At 62.0% G+C, this 14,435-nt stretch carries 14 protein-coding genes, 1 tRNA gene and 1 pseudogene; 11 read left to right on the top strand and 5 right to left on the bottom strand.

Annotated elements, in window-relative coordinates; genetic code table 11:
* Nucleotides 1–8: 8 nt before the first annotated feature.
* The 3 genes from HB681_RS21625 (at nt 9) to HB681_RS21615 (ending at nt 2,065) form a co-directional block, all read left to right on the top strand.
* A complete protein-coding gene (locus HB681_RS21625; RefSeq protein ID WP_213956926.1) occupies nt 9–1,121 on the top strand; it encodes a hypothetical protein in 1,113 nt (370 codons plus the stop codon).
* A gap of 217 nt (nt 1,122–1,338) precedes the next feature.
* Entirely contained in the window at nt 1,339–1,680 is a 342-nt protein-coding gene (locus HB681_RS21620) for a hypothetical protein (RefSeq protein ID WP_213956925.1), read from the top strand.
* 73 nt (nt 1,681–1,753) lie between these two features.
* Nucleotides 1,754–2,065 (top strand): hypothetical protein, encoded by a 312-nt coding sequence (locus HB681_RS21615; protein WP_213956924.1) that lies wholly within the window; start codon nt 1,754–1,756, stop codon nt 2,063–2,065.
* A 362-nt stretch (nt 2,066–2,427) separates the two neighbouring features.
* On the opposite strand, the pseudogene HB681_RS21610 reads toward HB681_RS21615, so the two are convergent.
* Nucleotides 2,428–2,652, bottom strand: a pseudogene (locus tag HB681_RS21610) (ATP-binding protein); the annotation flags it as partial.
* Between the two features lie 128 nt (nt 2,653–2,780).
* Here HB681_RS21610 and HB681_RS21605 point away from each other — a divergent pair.
* Complete coding sequence (locus HB681_RS21605; RefSeq protein WP_213956923.1) at nt 2,781–4,286, top strand: DDE-type integrase/transposase/recombinase; 1,506 nt, start codon at nt 2,781–2,783, stop codon at nt 4,284–4,286.
* Nucleotides 4,287–4,461: 175 nt separating this feature from the next.
* Here the strand turns inward: HB681_RS21605 and HB681_RS21600 are convergent, their stop codons facing one another.
* Entirely contained in the window at nt 4,462–4,746 is a 285-nt protein-coding gene (locus tag HB681_RS21600) for a hypothetical protein (RefSeq protein ID WP_213956922.1), read from the bottom strand.
* 493 nt (nt 4,747–5,239) lie between these two features.
* Between HB681_RS21600 and HB681_RS21595 the strand changes: the two genes are divergently transcribed.
* Together HB681_RS21595 and HB681_RS21590 are read left to right on the top strand one after the other, a co-directional pair.
* Nucleotides 5,240–6,235: a TIR domain-containing protein gene (locus HB681_RS21595; RefSeq protein ID WP_213956921.1), complete on the top strand. Its 996-nt coding sequence runs from the start codon at nt 5,240–5,242 to the stop codon at nt 6,233–6,235.
* A 123-nt stretch (nt 6,236–6,358) separates the two neighbouring features.
* Nucleotides 6,359–6,811 (top strand): dual specificity protein phosphatase family protein, encoded by a 453-nt coding sequence (locus HB681_RS21590; protein ID WP_213956920.1) that lies wholly within the window; start codon nt 6,359–6,361, stop codon nt 6,809–6,811.
* A 70-nt stretch (nt 6,812–6,881) separates the two neighbouring features.
* Here HB681_RS21590 and HB681_RS21585 read toward each other — a convergent pair.
* From HB681_RS21585 to HB681_RS21575, 3 genes are all read right to left on the bottom strand, one after another.
* Nucleotides 6,882–6,957: transfer RNA gene (locus tag HB681_RS21585), tRNA-Arg, on the bottom strand.
* A 158-nt stretch (nt 6,958–7,115) separates the two neighbouring features.
* Nucleotides 7,116–7,469: an H-NS histone family protein gene (locus HB681_RS21580; RefSeq protein ID WP_256735036.1), complete on the bottom strand. Its 354-nt coding sequence runs from the start codon at nt 7,467–7,469 to the stop codon at nt 7,116–7,118.
* Nucleotides 7,470–7,523: 54 nt separating this feature from the next.
* Nucleotides 7,524–8,594: a DNA-binding protein gene (locus HB681_RS21575; RefSeq protein ID WP_213956919.1), complete on the bottom strand. Its 1,071-nt coding sequence runs from the start codon at nt 8,592–8,594 to the stop codon at nt 7,524–7,526.
* 117 nt (nt 8,595–8,711) lie between these two features.
* Between HB681_RS21575 and HB681_RS21570 the strand changes: the two genes are divergently transcribed.
* From HB681_RS21570 to HB681_RS21550, 5 genes are all read left to right on the top strand, one after another.
* Nucleotides 8,712–9,908, top strand: coding sequence for a site-specific integrase (locus HB681_RS21570; protein WP_213956918.1), 1,197 nt, complete (start codon nt 8,712–8,714; stop codon nt 9,906–9,908).
* A 158-nt stretch (nt 9,909–10,066) separates the two neighbouring features.
* Complete coding sequence (locus HB681_RS21565; RefSeq protein ID WP_213956917.1) at nt 10,067–11,221, top strand: acyl-CoA dehydrogenase family protein; 1,155 nt, start codon at nt 10,067–10,069, stop codon at nt 11,219–11,221.
* A gap of 8 nt (nt 11,222–11,229) precedes the next feature.
* Nucleotides 11,230–12,420 (top strand): CoA transferase, encoded by a 1,191-nt coding sequence (locus tag HB681_RS21560; RefSeq protein WP_213956916.1) that lies wholly within the window; start codon nt 11,230–11,232, stop codon nt 12,418–12,420.
* Between the two features lie 42 nt (nt 12,421–12,462).
* Nucleotides 12,463–13,431, top strand: a complete 969-nt coding sequence (locus HB681_RS21555; RefSeq protein ID WP_213956915.1) for a tripartite tricarboxylate transporter substrate binding protein — start codon at nt 12,463–12,465, stop codon at nt 13,429–13,431.
* Nucleotides 13,432–13,463: 32 nt separating this feature from the next.
* Entirely contained in the window at nt 13,464–14,432 is a 969-nt protein-coding gene (locus HB681_RS21550) for a tripartite tricarboxylate transporter substrate-binding protein (protein ID WP_213956914.1), read from the top strand.
* The last annotated feature ends 3 nt before the right edge of the window (nt 14,433–14,435 follow it).

The following is a 14,435-nucleotide window of genomic DNA, read 5'->3' as shown; positions in this document are numbered from 1 at the left end:
GAGATTGTATGAGCGCGTTTTTTGATGGTTTAGAGCAATTTGTAAATCAACTAGGCGCTGGTTTTTTTCCTTTGCCACCACCTGATCCTACTGGTCTGGAAGACTCTGATCCAAATCTCACAGGATTGCCAAGAGACGCCAACGGTATCTTAATGCAATATCAACCACCACCGAATCCTGTACCTCAGGACTGGAAATTTTATGACGGCGGCGATTCTGCTCAGAAAACAGGCATAGCAGCGTTTTCGGGTGGCAAACAAGATAGAGCGCTATTACATGTCTTCGAGACAGATGGCCTCATGGTCCGTCACCCCTCCGATTTTCCGCACAACAATTGGAAAAATTCCTCCCGCGATCAACTGATGGCGTTCTTGGCGGGGTGCTGGCGGGGGCGTCTTTTTGAAATAAGTAGCAGACTTTTTACAGCCCATGCCACCCGTGTACCGCCATTTACCTGCCAGAACACCGAAAACGACGTTCCCGGGAGCACAAAAGCTCCACCTGTTGGCGATATTCTGATGCCACACGACTTGATGGTATTTGCAATCGCTTGCGGAAAGAACGATGCCTATTTAGATTTACATGGGCAGTTCGCGCTTCAAGCTGCGATTGAAACAGCCGATCCTGCGGTTGAGCAAAATAATCTTCTCTGTGAAGCAATTTTAGGTGGCCGTTTGGATCTGTACGTGCAAGTCAATCCAAATTACAAAGAGGTGATCAACAAATACTGGTCAGTCCAACCATGGCGTGGCCAACCCCAAATTGCTAGCGCATTCGTTGCAACGGTAGAAATGGAACTATTGAGATATCAAGGTCGACCCAAAATTCCATTGATTTTCCCCGCAAACACAATTGCTGAAATCGCAGGGCTTGACTGGGGTAAGGAATTGCAAAACATTGACCCTACACACCATACTGAACTCGCAAAGAAGTTTTTAGTTGCGGCCGTCGCTGACGCAAAAAAGACCGCAGATTCGCTCGGAATTCCGCCGCCGGCCACGATTCGAGTAGGCGATGTGGATGTGCCCATTCCGATCCCGCAGCAGGTTCCCCTCCCACCACCGCCACCGCCATGGGTTCCAGATCCGATACCGCCGTGGATCCGTCATCTGTTTGGTTAGTTGGGGTGAGAGAGCGATTCAACTGGTGGGGTCCGCGCGCGCGCGGGCCGGCGAGCGGCAGCGGCGATCTTGCTGCTGCACCTTCGCGCGAGCGGCCGCCCGCTTGATAGTCAGTGGAGGCGCCCAGAGCATCGCTGACCGTGCGCAGAAGGATCAAACTCAGTATGGCGGTCTGTGAGGGAGCGGTCGAGTCGGAACCGCAGGCGCTGCTTTGCTTATGCTGGAGCTCGATTCACAACCGGGCATCGAGACGCTGGGCCTGAGCTTGGCGAACGGCAAAGCTGCCCTCGCGCAATTGCAGGCCCGTATCGTCACGCGGCAAGTCGAGCTGATGTCTGCCAGCCAGCGCCGGTGCGAATTGTGCGGCCTGAATCGCGACCTCAAGGACTACCACGATGTGCACTACCGCAGCCTGTTTGGCGGGGTTGTCGTGCGCGTGCCCAGGTGGCAGCGATGTGCCTGTTCACCCGAGTTCGACACCGACTCCGCTCTCTGCTTAAGCCTGGCGACCGAGCCGGTGGGCAAGGGGGTGGGCAACCCGGTCCCGGTGGCGCAGTAGCCCGCATGCACCGGTCCTGCGCCCATTCCGCTGGGGAGATGAGCATCTGGTCTTGCGAGCGGAAGCTCATCGAATGATCAATCCAGACGCGGCCATTCCTCAGGCTCTTGCGCAACGACATCATGGTGCACGCAGCGAACGCGTCCAGGCCCGCTCGCGGATCGACATCGTGCACCAGATCGTGCCAGGCGGCGCCGACATCAGGCAGTGCAAGGTCGCCAGGCAGTTCGGTTGCGTTCGTCGCCCGCAGCTGGCGCCACGCGGCCAACTGCTCGAAGGCCGGGTCCGTGGCGAGCCCACCGAACTCCAACGATTGCAGACCGCCCAGCAACGCCCTGACGCGCCGGTGATCGGTCGAGAGCGCCTTTTGTTGGCGCCGGTATAGATCCGCGTCTATTCGCTGGCGAGGACGCGGTTTTGTATCGGCCCTGATGGTCTTGGGTGGATGAATGGCAGATGGCCCCGCGAGGGGCCATCTGTTCGTGGGTCGGCGTGCGACGTGTTTAGAACGGTGCGTCGAGGTCGAAGTGGGGTGGGACCCGATCGTGGACGAGTTGATGGCGCCACGCTCGCTGGATTTCGGAGCCGTAGGCCCTCCAGAGTTGCTCGCGCAGCAACTCAAGGCACTCAAAGACGGCGAGCGCCTGATTGGGTGACCAGTGCGACGGCAGCGCGAACGCGGCGCTCGGTCGCTTGGTGCGACTGCGCCGCGATGACGGTTTCGTCGGCGCGGGCCTGGGCATGACCTCACGCACGCGGCGTGCGTGTTGAAGCGGCTCTCGTGCCAGCCGCGGTGCGTCGAGCAGCCGCGCGTTGCGCGGCGTGTTCCTCGGCCTCCTTCTGGCGGTATGAGTCGCCCTCGATGCGCACGACCTCGGCGCGGTGCATCAGTCGGTCGACCAGAGAGACCACGCAGGCGGCGTTGAGGAAGACCTCGCCCCAGTCGGCGAATCGTCTGTTCGTCGTCACGATTGGTTGGCGACAATTAGCGCCGCATTGACTCGCCGGAATTGTTACCCGAGCTGGCCTGTTGCCTCACGTAAGTTGCTACCCGTCGGATGGTCCGACGGGAGCATCACTACGTGACGAGGCGAATCAGCATGGCAACACGCAAGGAGTTGGTTGAGGCAGTGCGAGCGCGCTACGGCAGCGCGCCACCGGTGGAGAAGGCGAAGATCCTGGATGAGTTTGTGGCCTTGACCGGCTACCACCGCAAACACGCCATCCGGGTGCTGCGAGAAGACGCCAGCGTGAAGGAAGCGCGGGCACGCAACCGTCTGTATGACGAGGCAGTCCGGCAAGCGCTGACGGTGCTCTGGGAGGCCGGCGATCGCGTCTGCGGCAAGCGGCTGAAGGCGCTGATCCCGATGTTGGTCGATGCGATGGAACGCCATGGCCACCTCGACCTGGACCCGGTAGTCAAGACCAAGGTCTTGCAGGTCAGCGCCGCGACCATTGATCGCGTCCTGGCCGATGCGCGTTTGCATATCGACGGGAAGCGCAGGCGCCGCACTGGGGTGGGCGCGGCCATCAGGCGCAGCATTCCGGTGCGCACGTTCGCAGACTGGCGCGACCCGGCGCCAGGCTTCCTCGAGATCGATATGGTCGAACACTGCGGCGGCCCGAAGACCGACGGTGACTACGTTCACACCCTGACGCTGACCGACATCGCCAGTGGGTGGACGGAATGCGTGGCGATGAGGATGCGCGATCAGATGCTGGTGATCGAAGCCTTCGAGAAGGTGACGGCCGATCTGCCGTTCGCGATGCTCGGCATCGACTCGGACAACGACAGCACGTTCATGAGCCAGGCCGTGTTCGACTATTGCAAGGGCCGAGGTCTTGAGCAGACGCGATCGCGTCCCTACAAGAAGAACGACCAGGCCTGGGTGGAGCAAAAGAACGGTGCCATCGTTCGACGGCTGGTCGGCTATGGCCGCCTGAGCGGTCGGGAAGCCACGAAGGCCCTGGCGCGGCTGTACGAGTCATCGCGGCTGTACATCAACTTCTTCCAACCTTCATTCAAGCTGAAGTCCAAGACGCGCGACGGCGCTCGCGTGCACAAGGTCTACTTCGCGCCGGCGACGCCGTGTGACCGGCTACTTGCCCACGCCGGTGTCGATCCAGCGATCAAGAAGAAGCTGATGGCGCAATTCAAGCGACTCGACCCAGTGCGCCTGCTGCAGGAAATCCGCAGCGCACAGCAGACATTGAGCGAGATCGCGGCGCATGGCGTGCCGAGCGAAGTGGAGCAGAGAAGTACGTCCGATGTTGCGACCTTCCTTCAGGGCTTGTCGTCAGCGTGGACCCAGGGCGAAGTGCGTCCGACGCATCGCAAGCAGCCACAGGCCAAACACTGGTGGCGCACCCGCACGGACCCGTTCGCCGACGCGTGGCCAGTCATTGAAGGCTGGCTGATCGCGGAGCCCTCGATAGCGGCCAAGGCCTTGATGGCGCGACTGGTGGCGATGGTTCCGGAGATCTACGACGGCAAGGCGCAACTGCGGACACTGCAGCGCCGGGTGAAGGCCTGGCGCAGCGCACGCGTCACGGAAATGGTCCTGGGCGGTCTGCGCAAGGCCGATGCAGTGGCGGCAGAAGTCTGAACGCAGTCGACCACCTTACGCGATGCCAAGGGGGGCCGGGCGCTTCGCGCCCGGCAGGCCATGGACATGTGGACGATGCGCCTGCGGCGCACCGGCTGCGACCGTGGACAACGCAGCGCTACGCGGCTGCGTTGCCCACCGCCGCAGCCTTCGCCCACATGCCCACAGCCTTCAACTAAACATTGAAAAGAAGACCTAACGACAACAAGCGGCCGGGTAACATTCCTTCGTGAGGCAACACGCCGGCCAAGCTAATTGTCGCCAACCAATCGAGCCACTCTCTTCGCCAGATCGGTGCGGTGACATCCAAGGGATTCACGAACACGCACCGCGCGCAGTAGCAGAAGTGTGTCCTTGGTCCTTCCCAGTGCAGAGGAACCTGGATCTCGTTGATGCCTTGCGTACTGATGCTGGTCAGTGCCGCGAGGCGGCCCACCATCTGCTGCTTCAGTTTCGGCATCAGCAGCCACTCCCGACCGTCAGGCATCTGCAAGTCGAGTTCGCACGTCGCCGCGAACGCCTCCACAATGCGGCGGCGGCAAGCCCTCGCCAGAGCAAGCGAGGGGGGTGGGGCCCATTGGTCGCCCGAATTGCACGCGGATAGTATCCCTTACTGATTTGCGTGCTGCCGAAGTGCGGGCAGGCCCTGCGATGCGCCAGGGGCCGCGCAAGCGACCTCGCTTTTTGCCTGTTGAAGCACAAGACGAAAACCTGGCGAATAGCAGGGCGCAAACCACCCGCCGTACGGGCGCCTTCCCGCGCCTAACCGGCTGAGATTATGATGCAGATCTCAGCGCTATAGCCGAACGCCATTCGCATTTCGATTTCCGTCCCGCTCTGTTGCCGGATTAATCTCGATCGATCAAAATGGTGACGTTGCGGGTGCGCTCAATAAACGGCTGCGCAGGACACGTCTTCGATGAACCTCATATTTTCAACTCGGCGAGAATTCGATGACTACTGCTAACAAAAATGCAGAGCCTCTAAATGTCGCACTAATTGTCGATGTAGACAATATATGGATTGGTGCAAGCGGCACAGTATCCCAGCGCGCATCGCCCGTCCAGATGGCTCGGACTTTGCAGGACTTCGCGAAAGGTATTGGCACTGTCAACGTTGCAAGGGCGTACGGAACGACATATCATAAAAAACCCAACAAGGTTATGCAAAGTTTCGCCTCCGAGAGTTTTGAAGCGATAACCGTTGCAAACACGGGCGGCAAGAGCAGTATCGACCTTAAGATATCTTTAGACACCCAGGAGCTGCTCTTTACAAGTCCAAGCGTAGGGGTTTACATCCTTGCCTCGGGCGACTCTGACATCAGTGTACTTGCGGAAGCCATCGGTCGAAAAGGAGCAGTATTGATCTTGGTCGCGCCCAGATTGGTGACCAGCACAACTTTGATCGCCAGAGCCGACTTTTTTGTATCCCTTGAAGACTGTTTGTCGGGGGCTCGACTGGAAGCCGCGCTGGTCGCTGCTGGAAGGAATGCCAAAAGACCTACTGCGCCGCCGCCTTTGCCCATAGCAAGGCGCAGTTTGAAGGTATTCCTCTGTTACAGCCGGAAAGATGAGGAAAAAGTCAGGGAGCTCTACGGGAGACTCAAGGGTGAACAAGGTATCCAGCCTTGGTTGGACAAGGAGGATTTGCTGGGCGGCCAGAATTGGGCGTTCGAGATTGAGCGTGCCGTCGAAGGATCTCACGCGGTGATCGTTTGTTTGTCCAAACACGCCATCGATCGAGCAGGTTTCGTGCACAAAGAGATAAAAATTGCTCTTGACGCTGCCGATTATCGACCTGAAGGCACCGCGTTCATCATTCCAGTCAGGCTAGAGATGTGCGAGACACCAAAGCGTCTCGCGTTGTTTCACAGCGTCGACCTCTTCGAGGCTGGCGGTCATGCGCTCTTGCTCCGTTCCCTTCAACGGCGAGCGGACGCAATTCAGTAAAATAAATTATAAAGTACGCTCGGCAGCTGGGCCCGTGTATCAATCTCACGAAAATGACGATTGTCACGAGGGAAAATCCGGTAAGACTCTCATCCGCGCCTTGTCTCAATATATTCGCCCGCTATGCGAACCCAGCTTCAGCGAGTTCTATTCGTCAGCCAGCGCCAAGCAGAAAGCATGCGTGTCCCGGCGATGTGTTCGCTGATTTCCATCACAGACTCGACGCGTCAGCCAGCAAATATAAGTAGCAACTGGCACGCAATCTTGCGGCTAACGTTCGACGACGTAGATCCAATTACCTTCCTCGGTGCCAACCCGGAGTTGAGCCTGTTCACCAAAGAGCAGGCTGAACAAATTGCGGAGTTTGTCAGCTGCCAGGTGTTGCAGTGCAAACGCATGGTCATCCATTGCCGGCATGGAGTATCCCGCTCGGCTGCTGTCGCACGGGCGATCGCCACGATCACGGGCGTCTCGTTCAATCCGGAATACCTCGAATACAATCGCTACGTCTTTCAGCTGACATTTGAGGCACTCAAAATTGCCATTCCGAAGGGACTTTGTTTCAGCACTCGCTGAATAAGGTGGTAACGAGCTCATTTTGCCTAAACGGGGGCTACAAAACGGCCCGGCAACACCTACTGCCACATGGTCCCGCCGCCAGGATTCGAACCTGGATCTCGGCCTTCGGAGGGCCGAATTCTGATCCATTGAAATACGGCGAGAGGTCGGTAGGGGATCGACAACCTTGACGATTAATGGTTCGCGGGCAGCCCCGGCTTTGCACTTGGCGTGGCTTCACTCTTGGCGATGCGACTTTCGAGGCGAAAGAGGGCCGCCGACGGAACCCACCGCTGCAAATCCAGGGGTCCGCGTCAAGCGTCTACGTGGACTCGGATGGCACCTCTACTTTTGCCAACTGCTCAGCGAGCCAAAGCGGCTTGCGCCCGCGCGAGCCACCAACCCATTTTTCGCCTTTCGGCCCCGTATAAGTGGGACCCTTGGGAGTCGCTCCCGCCGGAGCGATACGACGACCCGGCACCGACGATTTGCCGGTCAAACCAAGTTCCTTCGCGGATATGCCGTATTCTGCGATCCTCCGCCGCAACTCCTGAACGACACCACCGATTTCTTCCTCGCGTTGTTTCGCGGCGGTCGCTCGCAACTGCGCGATTTGCTCCTCAAGCCCTTTGATCTGGGCATCGATTTGAGCGATAGAAAGAGTTGCCATTGCCATGTCTGTTTTTTTTGATGCGAAATGATAAAGCCATTGCGCAACGATTGATAGGATCTAACCCCGAAGTCGCTTGGCTTTCAATCGAGCGCCGGCCCCACGCGGAGCAGTTTTGCGCCCGGCGCTGCCCGCTAAAGCGCCCGCCAAGAGCGCCCGGGTGCCCTCATGCGATGTCCTCTCTTCGCTGACCTGCCGCAGAGCATCGTCGAGTCGCTGCTGAAGCGCCGAGCCTTCTGATTGGGCCTGCGCCAGCAGACTCGCTTGGGAGGTGAGTTGTTCGCGAAGCTCACGCTCGACTTGCTGGGCGGCCTGCTGCGTCTCTCGCAGCATCCGGCGCCCGGCCTCCAGCGTCTGCGCCGCGGCCTCCTCACTGCGCAAGCGCTGTTGCTGTTCCCTGGCCAGCCCGGCTTCCAGCCGCTTCGCGGACTGGCGCGCCCGATCGACCTCCTCATGTGAGTGGCGTTCCAGGGCGGCGTGGCGTTCCCGCTCCGCCTTGGCATCCTTGTCCCGCTCGGCCAACGCTTCCGTGTGCTCCTGCCGCAGCAGTTCCTTGCTGGCATGAGACTGCTGGAGGAGGGCGTTGAGCCGCGCGATCTCCTGCTCAGACGCGGCCCGCAGCCGTGCGATCTCGGCCGTCTGTTCGGCCAGTTGCCGCTCCAGCGTCTCGCGCGCCTGCTGCGCGGAGGCCAGTGCGGCATCCAACCTTGCGCGGGCCTGTTCAAAGGCAGCTTCTCTCTGCGCCAGGTCGGCGTGGCCAACAGCCAGCACATTGCCGGCTTCATCGAGGGCGGCCCGGGCGCTTTCCATTTCCTGGCGCTGTACATCGTCTGCCTCGCGCCGCGCCGTCTCCCACAAGAGTCGTGTCGCGTTCCGAACGCTGACCGGCACGCCGTCCGCGTCATTGCCGGCCGCCAGATTGGCTGCCGGATTTGTTCCCCCGGCGATCCGTTGCGCCAGAGTCCCGAACCATCGCTCCAGCATCGGGCTCACAGTATTCGGAGACCCTCGCCCTATCTTGAGCCGCACGCGCTCGATGGTGGGCCGCAGCCCCTCGGCCAAGAGCGCATCCGCGGCCCTGAACACGTCTTCTTCCTGAATCCCGCGTCGAAACTGTTGAATCTCAGCCATTTTTGACCCTTGAACCGGTTGGCGACGACCGCCCTCTTCCCTTGAATATTTACCCACGATAAGGGATAGTTATCGTGACCTATTGGTGTATGATGTAGCAAATCATATGTCATATGTATGGGTATTTCTAGAGACCCACAGAATCCGCACCCGCTCGTGAACGCCGCCGAATGGACGCCAGTCCTGGAACCCGCGCGTCTCACGCAAACGGCCGAGGCTGCGGCGCGCGCGCTCTTGCGTGAAGGCGAATCGGCCAACACTCGCGCCTCATACGCCTCGGCCATGCGCTACTGGTGCGCCTGGTTCGCCGCTCGCTACGGCCAGGCACTTCAATTGCCGGTGCCGGTGCCCGTCGTGATCCAGTTCATCGTCGACCACGCCGCGCGCAAGCCCGATGTGGATGCCAACGACCCTTTCGACGCAAACGGCAACGCGACGGACGCGACAACGGCGGCGAGCCCGAAATCCACTGCCACCGCGAAAGCCAAACTCGTGCATGAACTGCCGCCGGAGATCGACCAGGCGCTGGTGGACAACGGGTACAAGGGGAAGCTTGGGGTGCCGGCGCTCAATACGCTGGTGCATCGCGTGGCGGTGCTTTCGAAGGCGCACCAACTGGCCAAGGAAGGTAATCCCTGTGGCGATGCGCTGGTGCGCGAGTTGCTGGGGCGCACAAGGCGCGCCTATGCGCAACGAGGTGCCCGTCCCCGCAAGCAGCGCGCACTGACCAAGGACCCGCTGCAAGCATTGCTCGCCACCTGCGACGAGACGCTGCGCGGAAAACGCGACCGCGCCCTGCTGCTCTTCGCGTGGGCCACCGGCGGGCGGCGCCGCTCCGAAGTGGCCGCAGCGACGCTGGAGAACCTGCGCCGCGTCGATGCGAAATCCTATATCTACACGCTCACGCATTCGAAGACCAACCAGTCGGGCATCGAGCGCCCGGAGGACGTGAAACCCCTCGTCGGGAGCGCCGCCGTGGCCATGCAGGCCTGGCTTGCTGAACTGAAGGAAAGAGGGGTCAAGGAGGGCGCCCTCTTCCGTCGCATCCGCAAAGGCGGGCACCTGGGCGAGCCGCTCGCACCCGCCGCGGTGCGCGACATCGTGAAGCAGCGCTGTGCGCTCGCGGGGGTCGAGGGGAAGTTTTCTGCGCACTCGTTGAGAGCTGGGTTTGTGACGGAAGCAGGCAAGCAATCCATGTCATTGCCGGAGACGATGGCGATGACGGGACATCACAGCGTGGCCACGGTGATGGGGTACTTCCGCGCGGAGAGTTCACTCAACAGCAAGGCCAGTCGGATGCTCGACGACGAGTGACATGACGAGGATGCCCCTCGCCAGTTAAATCGTGACGTTCGTTCACAGATGATGTGCTGTCGCGATTCTTTTCAAAGGTCCGCCCGACTCGCACGATGGGGGCTAACGGACAGGCGCATTCGCTGCCTGTCTTTCCCCACCGACGATACGGAGACATCATGGAAGAGCGCACCGAATTGCAGGAAGCCCTGCTCGACAGTTTGCAACGCGTGGTCGACAAGGAAATCGCGCCCATCGCGCAGCAGATGGATGAAGAGGAAAAGTTTCCCGTCCATCTCATCAAGGTGTTCGGCGAAATGGGCCTCATGCAGGCCCGAGTGCCCGAGGAATACGGCGGCCCCGGCCTCGACCTCACCACCACCTGCATGGCCAAGGAACTCGTGGCCCGCGTGTCGATGACTGGCGCACAGCTCATCAACCAGAACACCATCTCCTTCGTGCTCCCGCTGCTGCACTTCGGCACCGATGAACAGCGCAAGAAGTGGCTGCCGCTGGTGGCCAACGGCGGCGTGGTGAGCTCGGTGGCCATCACCGAGCCGCACGCGGGCTCCGATGTCGGCGCGATGAAGACCTCGGCCGTGCGCGATGGCGATCACTATGTCGTCAACGGCCAGAAGTGCTTCATCACCATGGCGCCGCTGGCGGACTACATCACGCTGTTCGCGAAGACCGGCGACGTGGGCAAGCGCGGCGTGGACAACATCAGCTGTTTCATCGTCGACATGAAATCGGCCGGTATCACGCTCGGCGGCAGCGAGAAGATGATGGGCCAGCGCGGCACGCCGCATGCGGACATCTTCTTCGACAACGTCCGCGTGCCAGTGGAAAACCGCATGGGCGAGGAAGGGCGCGGCTTCATTTCGTGCATGCACATCCTCGATCTGAATCGCCCTACGGTGGCGGCCAGTGCGGTCGGCGTGGCACAGGGCGCGTTCGACATCGCGGTGGCCTATGCCAAGGAACGCAAGGCCTTCGGTCGCGCCATCGGCGAGTTCCAGGGCCTGCAGTTCATGCTTGCCGACATGCACATCCAGATCGAGGCGGCGCGAGCCCTGCTCTACAAGTGCACCCGCGCCATCGACGCAGGGCAGCACACACGCCTGACGGAGATGGCGTCGATGGTGAAATGCTTCTGCACCGACACGGCCATGAAGGTGACGACGGACGCGGTCCAGATCCTGGGCGGGCATGGCTACATCCGCGGCAATCACGTGGAGCGCATGATGCGCGACGCCAAGGTGCTTCAGATCTACGAAGGCACCAACCAGATCCAGCGCATGGTCATCGCGCGCCGCGCCCTCGGCTTCCGCTGAGCCGCGCAATGGCAACCGTTCCAGCCGGCGCACCCGGTGCGCTCACGGGCATCCGGGTGCTCGACTTCACTTTCGTGATGTCGGGCCCCTACTGCACGCGACTGATGGCCGACCTCGGCGCCGAAGTCATCAAGATCGAATCGAAGAACGGCGACCTCACGCGCAGCCGCCCGCCATTTCGGGACGGCCGCAGCAGCTACTACGCATCGCTCAACTGTGGCAAGCGCAGCATCGTGCTCGATTTGAAGACGGACGAGGCGCGCGAGATCGTGCACGAACTGGTCAAGCAGGCCGACGTCGTGGTGGAGAACTTCCGCCCCGGCGTGATGAAGCGTTTGGGCCTCGGCTATGAGACCCTCAGCGAGATCAACCCTCGCCTGGTGTATTGCTCGATCTCCGGCTTCGGCCAGGGCAAGTCGGGCGACGGCAAGGGCGCGTATGCACCCACCCTGCACGCGCTCTCGGGCTTCGATGACGCCATGCGTGGCTACCAGGACGACGCGAGCCGCCCTCCCAACACCGGGATCTTCGTGGCCGACGTGCTGGGAGGCTCACTCGCCTTCGGCGGCATCCAGGCCGCGCTGGTGCAACGCCAGCGCACCGGCCGGGGCGACTTGGTCGACCTGTCGCTGCTTGATTCGATGGTGAGCCTGCTGGTGTGCGAAGTCGGCGAGGCGCAGTTCCCGGAGCAGCCATTGCACTTCGTCTACAAGCCCACCCCTGCGCGCGACGGCCACCTCGTGGTCGCGCCGACCACGCAGGACAACTTCATCGCGTTGTGCGAGGCCACCGGTCACCCTGAATGGCTGGAGGACGTGCGCTTTGCGACCGGTCGCGGTCGCCAGGTGCACTGGGACGCCTTCCTGGCCGAGCTCGCCAAATGGGCGATGCTGCACACCGCAGAGGAATGCGAACGCATCCTCGACGCGCACCAGGTGCCGTGCTCGCGCTATCTCAACATCGGCGAGACGATGCAGTTGCCCGTGGTGAAGGAGCGCGGAACGATGTGCGAGATGGATGACGGTGCCGGGCCCTTCCTGGTCGCGGGCACACCGTTCCGGATGAAGCAGGGCAACGCCGGTCCGCGCGCACACCTGCCGGCACTCGGCGAGGATGGACCCGCAATTCTCGGCGACCTGCTCGGAAAGGATGCGGCCGGCATCGCGCGGCTGCGTGCCGCAGGCGTGCTCGGCGGATAGACACAAGAACAGCAGGTCCACGAACCTTGGAGACAAATTGCCATGAACACCTCGATGACGGCGCTGCTCGTCGGCGCCTGCGCGATGGCGCTGGCGTCCTCCGCGACCGCGCAGGCCCCCTTCCCCGACAAGCCGATCCGTGTCGTCCTGCCCTTTGCGGCCGGCGGCGTGACCGATGCGATGCTGCGCCTGTTGCAGGAGCCCGTGGCGCGCAGCCTCGGACAGCCGCTGATCATCGACAACCGCCCCGGCGCCGCCGGCATGATCGGCGCCCGGCTCGTTGCCGACGCACCCGCCGACGGATACACCGTGATGGTGGTGAACACCGGGGTGATCTCGATCACACCCTTCGTGCAGAAAAGCGCAGGTATCGATCCGCAGAAGCGTTTCGTGCCCGTGGCCGGCCTCTCGAGCGCGCCATCGGTGCTGCTGGTACATCCATCGGTCCCTGCCAATGACCTGCGTCAATTCCTCGACTATGCCAAGGCCAATCCTGGCAAGCTCGAATATGCGGTGGTCGGCAAGGGCGCCTACGGCGACGTGGCGACGTCGCTGTTCCAGCGCCAGGCGGGCATCCAGATGCTGCCTGTGCCCTACCAGGGCAACGCGCAGACGACGACGGCGCTGCTGACCGGTGAAGTGAAGGTGCACCTCACCATCCTTTCGGGCCCGATGAACGACTACGTGAAGACCGGTCGCATCAAGGCACTCGGCGTTGCCACGGCGACAGCGAGCCCCCTCGTGCCTGGTGTTGCGCCCATCGCCGCGCAACTGCCCGGCTTCGATGCCGTGGTCTACACCGGCATCGTCGCACCGGCGCGCACGCCACCTGCCATTGCCGAGAAGATCGGCCGCGCCTTCACCACCGCCCTGGCCGATCCCGCGATACGAGCTCAGCTGAACACGATGGGCATGGAAGCCTCGCCGCTGGACGGCAAGGCCTATGGCGGGCGCATCGCGCGCGAGATCGGCGTTTTCGCGCCCGTCATCAAGGAACTGGGCACCGAATGAACGCGCATCGCACAGAGAACCGGAGACAAGAAATGCCCTCGATCATCCGCAAGTGCAGCCTTGCCGTTGCGTTCGCCTTGCCCCTCGCAGCCTCGGCAGCCTTCCCCGAAAGGCCGATCCGCCTGGTCATCCCCTACGCTGCGGGCGGCCCCACCGACGCCATGGCCCGCATCCTGCAGGGCCCGTTGCAGCAGGCCCTGGGCGGCGCCACGATCATCGTGGACAACGTGCCCGGCGTGGGCGGTGCCTTGGGCGCCCAGCAGGTGCTGCGCGCGCCCGCCGACGGCTACACGCTCTTCCTCGGCAACAACGGTCCCAGCGCCGTCACGCCGCTGCTGCAGAAGAACGCGGGCTTCGATCCGGTGAAGGACTTCGTGCCGATCTCCATGGTGGCGAGGTCGACCATGGTGCTGGCCGTGTCCGGCGCCGTTCCCGCGACCAACATGAGCACTTTCCTGGATTGGGCACGCAAGTCCCAGGGCAAGGCCAACTACGCCAGTGCGGGCGTGGGCTCGCTCGGGCACCTCGGCACCGAACTGCTCATCGAGCAGGCCGGCATCAAGATGACGCACGTGCCTTACAAGGGACAGGCGCCCACGCTCAACGCCTTGATCGCCGGCGAGGTGCAGGTGCTGCTGACCACACCGACCGAGGCCATGCGCGGCCAGATCGCCACCGGCAGGATCAAGCTCGTGGGCGTGACCTCCGAAACCACGTCACCGCACGACCCGAAGACCGACGTGGTCGGCAAGTACGTGCCGGGCTATTCGCTTTACTCCTGGTTCGCGCTGCTCGCCCGGGCCGGCACGCCGCCGGCCGTGGTGCAGCAACTGCATGCGGCCGTCGTCAAGGCGGTGGCATCCGAAGAGGTGAGAAAGCACTTCGATCTGCTCGGCGTCGACGCCGAGAGCAGCGATCCCGCCAAGGTGATGGACTACGTCAAGCAGGACGTCGCACGCTGGAGCGTGATCATCCGCGAGCAGAACATCCAGCCCGAGTAGGCC

Origin of the sequence: Variovorax sp. dw_954 (assembly GCF_018449755.1) — a bacterium.
In the GTDB taxonomy this organism is placed as follows: Bacteria; Pseudomonadota; Gammaproteobacteria; order Burkholderiales; family Burkholderiaceae_C; genus Variovorax.
The sequence above is the reverse complement of the archived record's forward strand: the minus strand, read 5'-3'. Positions and strand labels throughout refer to the sequence as shown.